The 15,560-nt window shown below is 71.9% G+C and carries 10 protein-coding genes; 4 read left to right on the top strand and 6 right to left on the bottom strand.

Annotated features, from left to right (window positions below; all coding sequences use genetic code 11):
• Window positions 1-266: 266 nt before the first annotated feature.
• Window positions 267-1,109: an RNA polymerase sigma factor SigF gene (locus ACFYX0_RS16150; RefSeq protein ID WP_355917724.1), complete on the top strand. Its 843-nt coding sequence runs from the start codon at window positions 267-269 to the stop codon at window positions 1,107-1,109.
• A 171-nt stretch (window positions 1,110-1,280) separates the two neighbouring features.
• Here the strand turns inward: ACFYX0_RS16150 and ACFYX0_RS16145 are convergent, their stop codons facing one another.
• The gene (locus ACFYX0_RS16145; protein ID WP_388970717.1) at window positions 1,281-3,194 is read right to left on the bottom strand and encodes a glycoside hydrolase family 5 protein; all 1,914 of its coding nucleotides are present in this window, start codon (window positions 3,192-3,194) and stop codon (window positions 1,281-1,283) included.
• Window positions 3,195-3,492: 298 nt separating this feature from the next.
• Here ACFYX0_RS16145 and ACFYX0_RS16140 point away from each other — a divergent pair, with 298 nt between their 5' ends.
• A complete protein-coding gene (locus ACFYX0_RS16140) occupies window positions 3,493-4,437 on the top strand; it encodes a phosphotransferase (RefSeq protein ID WP_355917643.1) in 945 nt (314 codons plus the stop codon).
• A gap of 88 nt (window positions 4,438-4,525) precedes the next feature.
• On the opposite strand, the gene ACFYX0_RS16135 is transcribed toward ACFYX0_RS16140, so the two are convergent.
• The gene (locus ACFYX0_RS16135) at window positions 4,526-4,759 is read right to left on the bottom strand and encodes a hypothetical protein (RefSeq protein WP_388970716.1); all 234 of its coding nucleotides are present in this window, start codon (window positions 4,757-4,759) and stop codon (window positions 4,526-4,528) included.
• Between the two features lie 153 nt (window positions 4,760-4,912).
• Here ACFYX0_RS16135 and ACFYX0_RS16130 point away from each other — a divergent pair, with 153 nt between their 5' ends.
• A complete protein-coding gene (locus ACFYX0_RS16130; RefSeq protein ID WP_355917646.1) occupies window positions 4,913-5,242 on the top strand; it encodes an antibiotic biosynthesis monooxygenase in 330 nt (109 codons plus the stop codon).
• A gap of 76 nt (window positions 5,243-5,318) precedes the next feature.
• On the opposite strand, the gene ACFYX0_RS16125 is transcribed toward ACFYX0_RS16130, so the two are convergent.
• Window positions 5,319-6,956, bottom strand: coding sequence for an APC family permease (locus ACFYX0_RS16125; protein ID WP_355917649.1), 1,638 nt, complete (start codon window positions 6,954-6,956; stop codon window positions 5,319-5,321).
• A 265-nt stretch (window positions 6,957-7,221) separates the two neighbouring features.
• Here ACFYX0_RS16125 and ACFYX0_RS16120 point away from each other — a divergent pair, with 265 nt between their 5' ends.
• Complete coding sequence (locus ACFYX0_RS16120; RefSeq protein WP_388970714.1) at window positions 7,222-8,121, top strand: universal stress protein; 900 nt, start codon at window positions 7,222-7,224, stop codon at window positions 8,119-8,121.
• Window positions 8,122-8,166: 45 nt separating this feature from the next.
• Here the strand turns inward: ACFYX0_RS16120 and ftsH are convergent, their stop codons facing one another.
• From ftsH to ACFYX0_RS16105, 3 genes are all read right to left on the bottom strand, one after another.
• Window positions 8,167-10,236, bottom strand: a complete 2,070-nt coding sequence (gene ftsH / locus ACFYX0_RS16115; protein WP_388970712.1) for an ATP-dependent zinc metalloprotease FtsH — start codon at window positions 10,234-10,236, stop codon at window positions 8,167-8,169.
• A gap of 207 nt (window positions 10,237-10,443) precedes the next feature.
• Window positions 10,444-11,130, bottom strand: coding sequence for a BPL-N domain-containing protein (locus ACFYX0_RS16110; RefSeq protein ID WP_388970711.1), 687 nt, complete (start codon window positions 11,128-11,130; stop codon window positions 10,444-10,446).
• On the bottom strand, window positions 11,127-15,287 hold the full coding sequence (locus tag ACFYX0_RS16105) for a Pls/PosA family non-ribosomal peptide synthetase (protein ID WP_388970709.1): 4,161 nt from the start codon (window positions 15,285-15,287) through the stop codon (window positions 11,127-11,129). The genes ACFYX0_RS16110 and ACFYX0_RS16105 overlap by 4 nt, the downstream gene beginning before the upstream one ends.
• Between the last annotated feature and the right edge of the window lie 273 nt (window positions 15,288-15,560).

The following is a 15,560-nucleotide window of genomic DNA, read 5'->3' as shown; positions in this document are numbered from 1 at the left end:
GGACAAGTTCCGTCGCATCTTGGTCAATACCGGTCCCGAGTGCCTCGATGGCGAGCAGGCCCCTCACTGCGACACCACAACGAGCCGGAGTCACGGCCGCCTCGCGCATCTCACATGCTGTAGTCGGGCGCGCGACGGCCCGCCTCCGCGCGCGCCGGCGGCGGGGACACGGATCGTCAGGCATACCCTCCCGGCCTCGGGGCAGGCGGAGTGTCGTCAGCCCGAAACGGGCTCACAGGCACGTAGTCGAACCGGGAGGGAACATGATGTCGGCGATGACGACAGCGGCGGAGGCGGGCACAACTGCACTGCCGGAGGTCGCCGACCCGTCGCGGGTTGCCCCGCGGGACGCCCGCGAGCTGTCGAAGCTGTTCTTCGACCAGCTGGCCTCGCTGGACGAGGGCACGCCCGAGTACCAGTACGCACGCAACACGCTGATCGAGATGAACATGTCCCTGGTCCGGTTCGCGGCCGCCCGGTTCCGCAGCCGTGGACCCGAGGAGATGGAGGACATCGTCCAGGTCGGCATGATCGGCCTCATCAAGGCCATCGACCGGTTCGAGCTCTCGCGCGAGGTGGAGTTCACCTCGTTCGCCGTGCCGTACATCGTCGGCGAGATCAAGCGGTTCTTCCGCGACACCTCCTGGGCCGTGCATGTCCCGCGCCGGCTCCAGGAGGCGCGGGTACAACTGGCGAAGGCGACGGAGGAGCTGCGCAGCCGACTGGGCCGTGTCCCCACCACGAAGGAGCTGGCGGAACTGATGTGCCTCTCGGAGGAGGAGGTCACCGAGGCCAGGCTGGCCTCCAACGGGTACAACTCCTCCTCCCTGGACGCCGCGATCAGCACCGACGAGGACGGCGAGACCGCGCTGGCGGACTTCATCGGCACCGAGGACGCGGCACTGGAGCTGGTGGAGGACTTCCACGCACTGGCCCCGATGATCGCCGAGTTGGACGAGCGCGACCGGCAGATCATCCATATGCGGTTCGTCGAGGAGCTCACCCAGGCCCAGATCGGCGAGCGCCTCGGGGTCTCCCAGATGCATGTCTCGCGACTGCTGTCCCGCATGCTGGCCCGGCTGCGCGAAGGACTGCTCAGCTCCCGCTGACACTCACCCTCAGGGACGGTGCGCGAAAGCGCCCCGGAGTGCACGCTTGTGCGCCCCGGGGCGCTTTCGCGCGTAAAGATCTCGAGTTCCTGTCACGCCTTTGATCCGGGTGGTCCGCCCTGGACTCATCCGGCCAGCGGGACAAGGGCCTTGAACAGCCGGCCAGGTGTTTCAAAACAGCTTGCGGCACAGCAGGGCGGCGGGGCCCGCCGTGCTGCCCAGTCGCGTGGTGAAGGCGATTCCGGCGGCGTACTCGTTGTCGGCGCACTGGCCCTTGTAGTCGCCGTAGGCGAAGTCGCCGCCGGCGGCGTCGGCGGGGCGGTTGTCGGACCGGTCGAACCACACGGTCCGTCCCGTGTCGCCCAGCCGGTCCCGGGCGGGAACGCAGAGGGCCGCCGACACCCGGCCGCCGCGGTGGCTGTAGCCGATCAGGAAGTTGTCGGTGGGGCACTGGAGTTTGGTGTAACCCGAGGCCCAGTCGCCGCCCTGCGGGACGTAGCGTTCGTCGGTGACCACCGTCTGGGCGTTGCCCCCCGCGCGCAGATCACCGGCGGTGATGTCGGTGCACAGCGCACGGCCGGACGTGTGGCCGAGCCCCGTCAGCCGCAGACCGTCGGGACAGGCCGCCTTGGAGGCACCGGTGTCCCAGTCCCCGGTGGCACGCACCCGGAGTGACTGGACCCGGTCGCCGTGGTCGGTGGCGAGCATGCGCCAGGAGGGCACCTCCGCCACGGGCCCGGTGCGCGTGGGCGCGGTCATGAGGTGGTTCCATGCGGTGCCGCGCCAGTCGGACCCGTCGAGGATGCCGGATCGGTGCCCCGCGGTGTCGTAGCGCAGAAGCGACCAGTCATCGTGGCCTTCCCACCCGACCAGCGGCCAGTAGGCGAAGTCGGCGTCGTGGTCGGCGAAGTAGTCGGTGATGTTGCCGAACCAGGCGCGGGCGGCGGTGCCCGTCTCACCGGCTCCGATACCGAACTCGCTGATCCACAGCGGTGCGGTGTAGTGCCGGCCGCCCTCCTCGGTCACGAAGAACGCCTCGTCGTCCAGGGCCTGGTACAGCTCGTCGCGGGTGAGGTCCTGGTAGCGGGCGTCGTGTGTCTCCCCGATGCCGGTGGCACCGCTGTGGTGGGGGCCGGTGTAGCCGTAGAAGTGGGCGGAGTAGACCAGTTTGTGGGCGGCCACCAGGGTGTGCGAGAGCGTGCGGGCGGGAGTGAGCATGGGGCGGCCGTGCGGCAGCCCGTCGACGGGCAGGCCGGTCCAGTTGATGCCCTCGATGACGATGAGGAGGTTGGGGTTGGCCTCGGTGAGGATGCGGTCCGCGGCGAGCTGGGCGGCGGCGTACCAGTCGTGGTCGTCGCCGAGACCCCAGTTGGGGTCGTCCATGATGTCGCGCCGTACCTCGTTGTAGAGGTCGGCTCCCACCACGCGTGGGTCGGAGGCGTAGCGGCGGGCCATGAAGACCCAGTCGTCGGCCCACTGCTGGGTGGACCGCCCGGTGTTCCAGCGCTCGTTGCCGTCGATGCCGCAGCACCAACGGGAGGTGTTGGTGTGGTTGTTGAGGATGACCGCGAAGCCGTCGCCGGTGAGGGCGGCCACCACGGCGTCGTAGATCTGCAGCGGCGTCTTGCCCCGCAGCTGGGGGTTGGCCGTGACGGCGACGTCGGGCACGGGGGCCGTCGTGTGGATCATCTCGTTGGAGAACGGCAGCCGGATGCTGTTGATCCCGAGGGCGTGGAAGTCGGCGAGCAGCTTGGGCAGCGCGACTCGGTCGAGGCCGAGGGGGATGCCGTAGGAGTCCTGGCCGGCGTGGTGGTTGGCGGGGTCGTCGATGCTGCCGCTGCCGGTCCAGGATCCTTGCGCGCCGTCCCAGTTGGCCGATCTCAGCCGGAAGCGGTTGCCCGCGGCATCGACGATGTAGCGGCCGCGGGTGGACAGCGGCGGCTGCCAGGTGTCGGCCGCGGGGGTGGTGGCGGCGGTGCGGGCCGCGGGTTCCGGGGCGGCGGCGACCGCTCCGGGCGCCGCGGTCAGCAGGAGGAGCACCGCGGCCGCTCCTGTCAGGTTCCGGACAAGTCTGGTGGTCGGCATACGGCCCTCTGCGGGTGAGCGATGGTACGCGGATGGGGGGTGGCGCGGCCGAACGGACGCCGCAGTGCGTGGTGCCCGTCGGCGGTTCCCCGCCGGGCGGCCGGACTCGCCCGCCGGCGGGCGACGGCCGTCAGTGTACGGAGGAACGGCCGTGGTGGCTCCGCCGACGAGGAAACAGGTGCGGGCGACCTGGAGACGTACCGGGGAGGTGCGGCGCGGACGCGGGGCCTACCGTGGGAGAGGGTGCCGGTCACGGCCTCGCCGACCGGCCCGGTCGCTCACACCGGGGAGGCACGAGATGACCGATACGACACACGACACCACGGCCCGGCGCGTAAGGCATTTCGTCGACGCCGGATATCCCGACGCCGGGCCCGTCGAAGCGGCGGTGGAGGGTGCCGTCTACCGGCTCGGCGACGGCACGGTGGCCAAGGTGTGGGAGCACCGGCAGGGCTCCGACCTACGGCGGATGCAGCGTTTCTACGCCGATGCCGCGGCGCACCTGCCGTTCGACGCCCCGGAGATCCTCACCGTCGAGGACATCGACGGAGTCCCGATGACCGTGGAACGGGAACTGTCCGGCGCGCCGTTGGCACGCAGGATCCGCACCGACGACCCGGAGGTGCTGCCCGAGGCGGTCGACTGTCTGGTCGATGTTCTGCGCGCCCTCGCGGCGGCCCATGAGGTGGCGGAGGTCAAGGAACTACCCGTCCTGGACGAGGAGCGCCCCCTCTGGGAGGGCCACACCACCTTCGGATCCGCCCTCGCGGACCTCGTGGAGCGGCGGGTCAGCCGGTGCGCGGGTGTGTTCGCCGTACAGGTCCACGACTTCTACCGCAAACGCGCCGTGCTCATCGAGAAGCTGCGCTCGCTCCCCCGCGCCGACGAGGCGGTCGTGCACGGCGACATCTTCCCGGAGACCGTGCTGGTGGACGACGAGCTGCGGCCTCTCGCCCTCGTGGACTACGGCTTCCTGTCCACGGGCGGGGACCCCCGGTTCGACGCCGCCGTCACCGCGGCCAGATTCCCGGCGGCCACCGAGCGGGCCCCGGAGATCACCCGGCGGCTCACCGCGCGGTTCGCGGACGAGTTCGGGTACGCGATCGACGATCTCCTGTTGTACCGGGCCGCCTATGCGATGGCCACCAGCGACGCCTTCGCGCCGGGCGGCGGGGACGAGCACTGCGCGTGGTGCGTCTCCGTGCTGGAGGACCCGGCCGTCGCCGAGGTCCTGCGCCGGTGACACTGCGCCGCCGGCGCGCAGGTGCACGCTCCGTCCGCTTCCGTCGGAAAGCGCGGTCGGGAAGGGGCACCCGGTGAGTCTGCGCCGGTCACGAGCCCTGGCCGCCGCAGCTTCTCGGCCAGACCTCCGGCCCCCCGCCGTGCCACTCGATCATCGGGGACTCGGCCACGTCCACCTCGTCCCAGCCTTCCAGGCCGGCCCGCTGCAACAGCACGGCCAGATCGTGCAGGCTGTACGCCATCCCGAGGATCTCGCCGTCGGACCGGATTCGTCGGCCACCGGTCTCGGAGGGCGCGGACACGATCACACGCGGCTCGCTCATACCTTCACCCTCACCCCGGGGAGGCATCGGCGCACGTCGGGCCCCGGCCGTCGGCCCCGCGCCGCGATCGGGGTCCCGACCGGGGGACTTGTTCGGTCACGCGAGGGACGAGCCGCTCACCGGCCGCGGGCCGCCGTGCGGCAGGATGGGGCCATGAGCGTAGTCAAGATCAACGTACTGACCGTTCCCGCCGAGCAGCGGGAGACGCTGGAGAAGCGCTTCGCCTCCCGTGCCCACGCCGTGGAGAGCTCCGACGGGTTCGAGTGGTTCGAGCTCCTCAGGCCGGTCGAGGGGACCGACACGTACCTCGTCTACACCCGGTGGCGTGACGACGAATCCTTCCAGGCGTGGATGGAGGGTCCCATGAAGACGGCCCACCAGGGCGGCGGCGCGGAGAGCGGCGAGCGGCCGAAGCCGGCGGCGAGCGGGTCCACGCTGTGGTCCTTCGAGGTCGTGCAGCAGGCGGCGCCGAAGACCGCCTGAGCAGGCCCCCGACATGACGGTGTCCCGTCGGCCACGGCCGGACGGCCGGGCTGACGGGACACCTCGGGGATCAGGGTCAGTGAGCGGGGGCGTCGGTGACGACGACCTCGTCGATGCTCCGCTCGATCTGCTCCGAGTGGGACGCGGTGGCCTTGGCCCAGTAGTAGATGACCAGGGAGAAGGCCGCGACGACCAGCATGTCCCACCACAGGCCGATGTGGCCCTGGCCGCCGAAGCCGCCCTGCCAGGAGATCAGGCCCAGGCCCACCAGGTAGGCGGGCAGCCACTGGGCGGCCTTCCAGTCCAGCCGGGGAGCGTCCGGCAGACCCTTGGCGGTGGCGTACCAGGCGTAGCCGCCGAGGAGCACATAGCCGAGGATGATCGCCACGCCCAGGCGCCACAGCGTGTCCCAGCCGGCCCAGTAGATGATGAAGTTGGCGACGACGAAGGACAGCGGCGCGATCACCTTGCCCGCGGGCAGGCGGTAGGGGCGCTCGAGGTTCGGGAGCCGGTCGGCGAAGACACCGTAGGCCAGCGGCGCGCCGGCGTACATCAGGACACTGGCGGAGGTGATGAAGCCGACCAGTTCCTGCCAGCTGGGGAAGGGCAGGAAGCAGATCACGCCGGTGATGAAGGAGATGGCGAGGCCGAACCACGGCACGCCACGGGCGTCGGTCTTCTCGAAGAGCTTGGGCGCGTAGCCGTTCTTGGACAGGCCGTAGGAGACGCGCGAGGTCGCGGTGGTGTAGATGAGGCCGGTGCCACCGGGGGAGATGACGGCGTCGATGTACAGCACCACGCTCAGCCAGCCGAGGCCGACCAGCGTCGCGAGGCCCGCCCAGGGGCCGCTGATCCCCGGGAAGTTGAGCTTGTCCCAGCCGTGGGCGAAGGAGCTGAGCGGCAGCGCGCCGATGAAGACGACCTGCAGCAGGACGTAGATGGCCGCGCCGATGGCGACCGAGCCGAGCGTGGCGCGCGGCAGGTCACGCTTGGGGTTGCGGCTCTCGCCCGCCAGCTGGATCGCCTGTTCGAAGCCGAGGAGGGCGAAGATGATGCCGCTGCCGCTGATGGCGCCCAGCACGCCCTTGGCGCCGAACGGGGCGAAGCCGTGGGCGGTGAAGTTGTGCGGGTGGAAGTTGCCCACCGCGATGATGAAGATGGCGGCCAGCGGGACGGCGATCTTCCACCAGGTGGCCGCGCTGTTGGTGTGGGCGAGGACGCGGACACCGAGGAAGTTGACCACGACGAAGACGGCCATCAGGACGACCGCGACGATGAAGCCGCTGGTGGTCAGCGTGCTGTCGCTGTGCTGCAGCCCCTGGGCCCAGTGCCAGTGACCGGCGTAGCCGATCATGGCCTCGACCTCGATCGGGGCCACGGTGGCGGCCTGCAGCCAGGAGAACCAGCCGAAGGACATGCCGGCCAGGCCGCCGAAGGCGTAGTGCGGGTAACGGGCCGTGCCGCCCGCCACCGGGAACATGCCGCCGAGTTCGGCGTGCACGAGTGCCAGCAGAACGATGGCCACCGTGCCGATCAGCCAGGAGATGATCGCTGCGGGGCCGGCCGTCACCACGGCCTTCTCGGCGCCGTAGAGCCAGCCGGATCCGATGATGGAACCGACCGAGGCCCACATCAGTCCGATCAGACCGACATCTCGCCGTAGCGCGGTCTGGTCCCGTGTGACATCGGGGACGGCATGGTCGAGTTTCGCCATGTCAAGGGGCCTCTCAGTATCTGAACACCGAATTAACGCTCAATGGCGGCTCACACTAGGAATCGGGACACCCATAGAGAAGACCGTTGCCCGAAATTTGACCCTTTCACAGAAGTTTCCTTTGCATGCTCTTTGCGCAGCTCACGGGGGATAACAGAATGTCTCTATTCAGTTGCAGAACGTTAGAAGAAGGTAAGACAATCCGCCTTGGGTGACAGATCGTCGAAGTCGCGACGCGCCGAAGCCCGATCCGCAGGAGATGACGATGTCCCGATCGGATGCCCGCCGGCCGATCGTGGCCGGTGTCGACCCCGACCCCGCACGGCGGACGGCGCTGGCCTGGGCGGCCGACGAGGCCGAGCGGCGCGGGACGCCGCTTCGTCTGGTCCATGCCGAGAGCGTGCCGACCACCGAGCTGCGCCGCTGGGATGTGCCGGCCTCGTGGGAGGCACAGAACCGCACGGTGCACGCGGCCGGGGAGCAGGCGCTCCAGCGGGCGGCGGCCTTCGTGGCGGCCCGGCGGCCGGGGGTGGAGGTGTCCGCCCTGCCGGTGGAGGGGCACCCGGCGCAGATCCTTCAGGAGCAGAGCCACGATGCAACGGCCCTCGTGCTGGGATCCCGGCATCTGAACCTGGCGCTGGGGCTGTTCGGCTCCGCCGCGGTCGCCCTGTCCGTCCTGGCGCATGCCCGCTGCCCCGTGGTGGTGGTGCCCGAGCCGGAGCACGTCCCCGAGCAGCCCCCGTACGTCGTCGTCGGCGTGGACGGCAGCGCACGCTGCACCGCCGCCGTCGCCTTCGCCTTCGCCTTCGCCTTCGCCTTCGAGGAGGCGTCCCTGCACGGCGCGGCGCTGCGGGCGCTGTACGTCTGGCGGCCGGGCCTGCTCGGGGTGCTCGACGCACAGTCGGCGCGGCAGGAATGCCGGCGTCTGCTCCACGAGAGCGTGGCCGGCCGCGGTGCCGCGTACCCGGACGTGGAGCTGCGCCATGAACTCGTCAGCGGCCATCCGGCGGAGGCGCTGACCGAGGCGTCCGCCGACGCGCTCGGCCCCGTCGTGGGGACCCGGGGTCATGGCGCCTTCACGGGCGCGCTGCTGGGCTCGGTGAGCCGGGCCGTACTGCGCCGTGCCCGCTGCCCGGTCATCGCGGTGCCGCTCACTTCGCGTTGAACCCGCCGGGGCGGAGCGGGCGAACCGACTCGGACCGCCGCGCCGTCAGGCCGAACCGTCGGCCGGCCCGCCGGTGCCCGGCGTCTCGTGGTCCGCCGCCGGCCCCGCCGAGCGGTCTCCCTCGCCCGGGACGCGGGCCTGCGGCGGCAGGGGGCGCAGATCGCCGGGGGCACGGTCCGTCGGCCCGCCGTCGGCATCCCGCCGCTCCCGCTCCTCCTGCCGGAGCACGTCGAGCACCGCGGAACCGTCGACGGTCTCCCGTACGACGAGCAGATCGCTGAGCCGGTCCAGGGCCCGGCGGTGGTCCCGGAGCAGCCCGGTCGCCCGCTCCTCGGCCTCGCGGAGCAGGCGTGCGGCCTCCTGGTCGATGATCCGCTGCGTCTGCTGCGAGTACGGCTGCGGGGCGCCCTCCTCGGTCGTCTCGCCCAGCTGGCTCGGATGTGCGGTCGCGTAGCCGACCGGGCCGACGGCGGGCGAGAGGCCGAAGTCGCGGACCATCCGCGTGGCGATATGGGTGGCGCCGGACAGGTCGTTGGCGGCGCCGCTGGACCCTTCCCCGAAGACGACGAGTTCGGCGGCCCGGCCGCCGAGCCGGACCGCGAGCAGATCGGTCAGATAGCCCTCGCTGTACAGATGGCGCTCGGCCTCGGGCAGTTGCTCGGTCACCCCGAGGGTCATGCCCGACGGCAGGACGGTGACCTTGGCGACGGGGTCGGCGTGCTCGCACAGCGCGGCGACCAGGGCGTGGCCCGACTCGTGCACGGCGACGGCGTGGCGCTCCTCGGGCAGCAGGGCGTTGGACGCCTCGCGGCGGCCGAGCAGGACGCGGTCGCGGGCGGCGTCGAGGTCGTCGGGCTCGATCAGGGTGCGGTCCGCCCGGACGGCGTTGATGGCGCCCTCGTTGACCAGGTTGGCGAGGTCCGCGCCGGAGAAACCCGGTGTGGCCCGGGCGACGATGTCCAGGTCGACGTCGGGGGCGAGGGTCTTGCCGCGGGCGTGGACCCGGAGGATGGCGGCCCGTTCGGCCTGGTTGGGCAGCGGGACGGTGACCTGGCGGTCGAATCGGCCCGGGCGCAGCAGCGCGGGGTCGAGGGCCTCGGGCCGGTTGGTGGCGGCGAGGACGACGATGCCGGTGGACTGGTCGAAGCCGTCCATCTCGGCCAGCAACTGGTTGAGGGTCTGCTCGCGTTCGTCGTTGCCCCCGATCCGGCCGGTGCCCGCGCGCCGGGCGCCGACGGCGTCGATCTCGTCGATGAAGATGATGGACGGCCCACGCTTGCGGGCCTCGTCGAACAGATCCCGCACCCGGGACGCGCCCACCCCGACGAACATCTCGACGAAGGCCGATCCGGTCACGGACAGGAACGGCACATCGGCCTCTCCGGCGACGGCGCGGGCGAAGAGCGTCTTGCCGGTGCCGGGCGGCCCGACCATGATCACACCGCGCGGGCCCTTGGCGCCTGCGGCGGCGTACCGGGCCGGGTTGCGCAGGAAGTCGACGACCTCGCTGATCTCCTGCTTGACGCCGTCGTAGCCGGCCACGTCGTCGAACCCGGTGGTCGGGCGCTCCGCCTCGATGATCTTCGCGCGGGAACGGCCGATGGCGCTCAGCCCGCCCGTCATGGACCGCGCGGCGCGGCGGCCGAACCAGTAGAAGACGCCGACGAGGAGCAGCACCGGCAGCAGAGCGGACAGGATCGACGTGAACGCGTTGCCGCCGCCCTTGCTCTGGGACGCGGTGATCTGCACATGCTGGGACTGGAGCTGCTGCTGGAGTTGCCCCGTGCCCAGCGCCGTCGGCAGCTGGGTGGTGAACTTGGTGCCGTTCTTCAGGGTGCCGCTGACCCCACCCTTGTCGTTGATGTCGACGGTCTTCACCTGGCCCACGCCGACCTTGCCGACGAAGTCGGTGTAGGTGAGGTGAGTGGGTGGCGTGCCGCTGGGGGCGCGGACGAGCATGAGGACGACCAGGAAGAGCACCCAGACCAGCGGCATGATCCACCACTGCCAGCCCGCCCGGGGCGGCTGTGTGGGCGGCCTCGGCGGCTCCCGTGGCGGCCCGGACCTGGCCGACGGCGTCAGATGCCGGTGCGGCATCCGCACTCGCGTGATCACCGTGCACCGCCTCCTTCGGGAGGCCTCCCCGTGACGCCTGCGGCGGGCGCCGGTACGGAGTGGGGCGGGCCGGCACCGCCGGCGGTCCCCGGCACACGCGCCCCCGGCCTCCTCCTCCCATGGTCCCTCCGACTTGCCGTGGTGGAGGCGCCCCCTGTGGTCTCCGGGACGGCGCACGGGTCCTTCCCTCGCCGCGGGGCGCCCCGGTCACGGTGCCAGGGTCGACTCCACGAGGTCCCGCGCCAGGTCGAGGGTGTACTGGAGCGGCAGGCCTTCGTCGGTGTACCAGTCCTCCGTGGCCTCCGGGTGCGGGCCGGTGACGCCGACGCGGCCGGCCCCGAACCGGGACACCACCATGGCGGGCGTGCCGTTGTCGTAGGTGGCCAGGACGGTGGCGTCCGCCCCCTGGTCGAGCACGAAGTACGGCCCGTCCTGGAAGAACACGGTGCGGGGCCGGCCGTGCCACCGCACCCCGACCAGGGTGTTGCTCTCGTCGTGGACCGAGCAACCGGGCGAGGAGATGTACTGGTCGGTGTCGCCGGGCAGCAGACCGAATCCGGGCGTGGCCCCGGCCAGATAGCCGCCCAGGCAGAAGCCCAGGTAGCGGCCGCCGCCCTGGACGAAGTCACGGATGGCGTCCCGCCGTCGCCGCAGCCTCCAGTAGGCCCAGCGCAGCGTGCCGCCGCCCGGCTGGGCGTACACGCGGGCCCGGGACAGCGACTCGGCCGACAGCGGCATTTCCTGGCGGGGGCCGGTGAAGCGCACGTCCAGGTTCCAGGGGCCCTCGGCGAGGAGTGCGGCGACCGCCTCGGGGCAGCCGGGCTTCGAGGCGGGTCCCCGGTAGACAAGCGCGAGGGGGCGATGTCCGCCGCCGGGACTCGCGGAATAGGTCATGTCCGGTTCGCCGACCTTTCTTCCTGTTCCTCGTGCTCCGCGCCCTCGTCGGCGCGGACGGGCAGCCGTTCCCGCGGCCCCGTGGTGGAGCGCTCCACCAGTCCTTCGGCGGGCAGCCCGCGCCAGCTCGTCCCCGGCGTCAGCCGCTCGCCCTTCATGACCAGCGACAGCGGCCCGAGCCGGACGCCCTCGCCGACCACCGCGTCGTACAGCACGATCGCCCGGGTTCCAATGCTGGCGCCGGCGTGGACGGTGACCTTGGACATCTTCATCACGCGGTCTTCGAACAGGTGGGTCTGCAACGAGACGTTGGTGTCGATCGTGGCGTCGTCACCCACCTCCACCAGGTCGAACTCGGTGAGGTAGGTGGTGCCGATCCAGGTGCGCCGGCCGATGCGGGCACCGAAGAGACGGAGTACCGGTGGCAGGAACGGTGTGCCCACCAGCGTACCCACCCCGGCCGGGACCGCGGCGGCCTCGAAGACACCCGTGACGAACTCCGTACGCCGGACGAACAGGCTCCACAGCGGCTCGACGCGCGGCCGGTACGTGCCGACGACCAGGCGCTTGAGGGCCACGCAGAACGCGATGACGGCGAGGGACCCGGCCATGGCCAGGAACGGCGACACGAGCACCGCCGCCGGCCCCACACGCCGGGCCACACCGGACAGCACCGTCAGATAGAGGTAGACGCTGGACGCCAGCACGGCGGGCGGCACGGTGGCACGGAAGAACTCGATGGTGAGGCGGACCAGGACCGCGCCACGGGTCGGCCGGTAGGTCAGTTCCTCGGGGTACGAGCCGCTGCTCTGACGCACCGGCAGCCGCAGCGCGGGCGAGCCCAGCCAGGTGGTGCCGTCGGGCACCCGGTCCCGCGGCGGGACGGTCCCCACGCCGACCAGCGAGCCCGCTCCCAGCTCCGTTCCCGCCGGTATCAGCGCCGCGTTGCCGACGAAGGCGCGGCTGCCCACCTCGGTGGGCCCGAAGGCCACCCGGTCGGCCGCGAAGGCGGCGGACCCGACGCTCGCCATGTCCGCCACGAAGCTGCTCTCCCCCAGGGTGAGCAGGTCCGGGTCGATGTACGCGGCGGTGGACACCTCGGCGCCGCGGCCGACGCGTGCGCCGAGCAGCCGCAGCCAGGGCACGGTGTAGAGGGTGGCGTAGAGCGAGTTGGTGAACGTGAGGCTGGACTCCAGCAGTTTGTCCGCGATCCACTTGCGCACACCGAGCGCGGAACGGGCCGGATGGATGCCGACGGGCAGCTCGGGCAGGACCACACGTTTGCCGACGGCGACCACGCAGCACACCGTGACCACCCAGAGCGGGCCGACGAGGGCGATGGCCGCGAGGCCCGGTCCCATGCCCCAGCGCCCCCAGACGAACCAGAACAGTGCCAGGCACGGCAGGCCCATGGCCGGTACGGCCAGCTCCAGAAGGACGAGGCCGAGCACTGCTGCGGCCAGTTGCCGGGGCTGCCAGCGGTCCGTACCGCCGTGCCTGCGCAGCATGGTCTCGACGGCCGGGGCGAGGGTCTCGACCGGGCGTGCGGGGGATCCGGCCCGGCGTGCCCCGTCGGGGACCGCCTCGTCCGGGGCGAGGACGGACTGTTCCCCGAGCGCGGACCGGTCTCCCATACGGGCGCCGGGTTCGAGCACCGCGTTGGCGCCGACGAACGCTGCTTCGCCGATCGTGATCGGGGCGACCGTCACCCAACCGTCCGCGACCTGCCAGGCGCGCAGCGAGGCCCCGTAGCCGATCGCCGTGTCGCTGCCGATGGTCACCAGGGCCGGCAGGGAGACCATGCCGGTGGCGATGGTGGTGCGGGCTCCCACACGGGCGCCGAGCAGCCGCAGGCAAGGGGCCATCATCGGGGAACCGCTGAGGGTTCGCAGCGGGCTGAGGCCGAGGAGCAGACTGACCCCCCACAGACGCAGATAGGTCGCTCCCCAGAGCGGGTAGCGGCCCGGGCGGATGCCCTCAGCGAGCGGGCGCACCAGGACGAAGGGCACGATCCAGCGCATGACGCCGTACCCGGCCAGTGCGATGCCGGCCAGCTCCACGAGCGACCAGTCCGCGATCTCGTTGTGCTCGGTGGCGTAGAGGGCGACGGGCAACGTGAACAGGAGCAGCACGAGATAGAGCACTGCCATCTGAGCCAGCCCGGCGAGCGCGATCCGGCCGCCGCGGTGGCGGAGGGGCTCCGGGCGGGGCGGCGCCACCGACGGTGCGGTGGCGGCCGCGGTGCGCAGTCGCGCCGCGAACGTCCGCACGGTCGGGTGCCCGTAGAGGTCACGCAGCGTGGGGCCGGCCTCGCCGTTCCTGCCGCGCAGCACGGACACGACCCGGGCGGCCAACAGGGAATGGCCGCCCAGGTCGGTGAAGAAGTCCGCCTCGGCGGACAGTTGGTCGGGGGCGATGCCGAGGAGCTGCGCCCAGACGTCCCGCACCCTCATCTCCCACGGGCCGCGGGCGGGCGTGACCGGCCCGCCGCCCATGACCAGGCGGCAGGTCGGGGCGGGCAGCCGGCGGCGGTCGACCTTGCCGCTGGGCATGGCCGGAAGCCGGTCCAGGACGTCGAGGTACGCCGGCACCATGTAGGAGGGCAGGGTGCGGCGCAGGCGCTCGTGCAGCCGGGCGGCGAGGCCGTCGTCAGCGGGGGCGTCGCCGCCGGGCGCGTCCGGGGCGGGGTGCTCCAGGGCGCGTACGACGTAGGCGGCGAGAGTCCTGCCGTCCTCGCCGTCGTCGCACGCGTCCTGACTGTCCGGGGCGCGCTCGGGGGTGCCGGGGACCGGGACCAGCGCGGTGACCGCCTCGGCCACGCCGGGGTCCTCCAGGAGTACGTTGTCGATCTCGTCGAGGGCGACCCGGTAGCCGCGGATCTTGACTTCGGAGTCGGCCCGGCCCAGGTATTCGATGTCGCCGTCGTCATTGATCCGCCCGAGGTCCCCGGTGCGGTAGAGCCGGCCGCCCTGGGGCGCCTCCGGGTGCTCGATGAAGCGGTCGGCGGTCAGGTCCGGCCTGCCCACATAGCCACGGGCGAGACCGGGGCCGCCCAGGCAGATCTCGCCGACGGTGCCGGGCGGCACGGGCCGGCACATCTCGTCGAGCAGCACCACGGAGTACGTCGGCAGCGGCCGCCCGATGGTCACGGGCCGTCCGGGAAGCAGTTCCTTCCAGGTGGCGGTGACGGTGGCCTCGGTGGGTCCGTAGGTGTTGAGGATGCGGCGCCCCGGCCTGCTCCACCGCTCGACGAGCTGTCCCGGGCAGGCCTCGCCGCCGACGGCGATGGTGCGGATCCGCGGCACTTCCCGCGGAATGGTGGCCAGCAGCGTCGGGACGCAGTACAGCACCGTGACGCCGTGCTGCTCCAGGAAGTCGGCGAGGTCGTCGCCGAGTCGCCCGGGACCGGCCGGACCGGCGACGACGGTGGCGCCCGCCGCCCACGTCGGCCAGATCTCCTCGATGGAGAAGTCGAACGAGATGGTCATGCCCTGGTACACCCGGTCATGGGCGCGTACGTCGTAGATCGGGGTGACGACGCGAAGGAAGTTGCAGATGCTCGACTGGGCGATCTGCACGCCCTTGGGCCTGCCGCTGGATCCGGAGGTGTACATGATGTACGCGAGCGGATCGCTCCCGTTCGCGTGCGCGGGAGACGGGCGGCTGGTGGGTTGGGAGGCGAGTTCGCGGGCGCACGCGTCGAGGTCGATCAGGCTGCACCGGGCCGGTGTCCGCGCCGGTGACGAAGCTCCGGGGGCCGGTGCGGGCACGGTCAGCAGTACGGTGGCACCGGCGTCGTCCAGGATGAAGGAGACCCGGTCGGGCGGGGACGCGGGGTCGATGGGGATGAACGCCGCGCCCGCCTTGCTGACGCCCAGCAGTGACGCGTACATGTCGATCGAGCGCGGCAGCAGCAGCCCTACGCGGTCGCCCGGGCCGATCCCCGCGCGGCGCAGACAGTGGGCGATCTGATTGGCGCGGGCGTCGAGGTCGGCGTAGGTCAGCCGCCGCCCGTCGCACTCGAGCGCCATCGACGACGGCGCCCGGTCACAGGCCGCCTCGTAGAAGCCGTGCAGTCGACGGATCTGGCCCGCCTTCCTGGGGCCGGTGCGACCTCCGACTGGAGACAGGGGCGGGGCCGAGGTGTGGGAGGCCATAAGGGCTCACTCTTTCCCGTGCGCAGGGTGCTGGCTCGCCTGTCGGTCACCCCTCCAGCCTGTCCGGTGGCTGCTGAGAGGGCGCTGAGAGAGTTGCGAGGACCGGCGTCCGGTCCGGGCTGCGTGCCGGGCCCGGCACGCGCCTCGGAAAGCAGCGGGAAGCGGCACCGGGGGGCCGGGGAAGACACACGAAACCCAGGAATCCGACATACCAGACCGCCACCGCGCATCGCCCCGGCCCGGCCCGCTCCGACAGCACCGGCGGTTCACACC

The sequence above is a fragment of the Streptomyces sp. NPDC002573 genome, assembly GCF_042889625.1.
In the GTDB taxonomy this organism is placed as follows: Bacteria; Actinomycetota; Actinomycetes; order Streptomycetales; family Streptomycetaceae; genus Streptomyces; species Streptomyces gibsoniae.
Note: the sequence above shows the minus strand (reverse complement) of the source record. Positions and strands in the feature narration are given on the sequence as shown.

Excerpts from the sequence above, each read along its gene's own strand:
- ACFYX0_RS16150 (WP_355917724.1), top strand. The coding sequence starts at position 267 with ATGTCGGCGATGACGACAGCGGCGGAGGCGGGCACAACTGCACTGCCG.
- ACFYX0_RS16145 (WP_388970717.1), bottom strand. The coding sequence starts at position 3,194 with ATGCCGACCACCAGACTTGTCCGGAACCTGACAGGAGCGGCCGCGGTG.
- ACFYX0_RS16140 (WP_355917643.1), top strand. The coding sequence starts at position 3,493 with ATGACCGATACGACACACGACACCACGGCCCGGCGCGTAAGGCATTTC.
- ACFYX0_RS16135 (WP_388970716.1), bottom strand. The coding sequence starts at position 4,759 with ATGAGCGAGCCGCGTGTGATCGTGTCCGCGCCCTCCGAGACCGGTGGC.
- ACFYX0_RS16130 (WP_355917646.1), top strand. The coding sequence starts at position 4,913 with ATGAGCGTAGTCAAGATCAACGTACTGACCGTTCCCGCCGAGCAGCGG.
- ACFYX0_RS16125 (WP_355917649.1), bottom strand. The coding sequence starts at position 6,956 with ATGGCGAAACTCGACCATGCCGTCCCCGATGTCACACGGGACCAGACC.
- ACFYX0_RS16120 (WP_388970714.1), top strand. The coding sequence starts at position 7,222 with ATGTCCCGATCGGATGCCCGCCGGCCGATCGTGGCCGGTGTCGACCCC.
- ACFYX0_RS16110 (WP_388970711.1), bottom strand. The coding sequence starts at position 11,130 with ATGACCTATTCCGCGAGTCCCGGCGGCGGACATCGCCCCCTCGCGCTT.
- ACFYX0_RS16105 (WP_388970709.1), bottom strand. The coding sequence starts at position 15,287 with ATGGCCTCCCACACCTCGGCCCCGCCCCTGTCTCCAGTCGGAGGTCGC.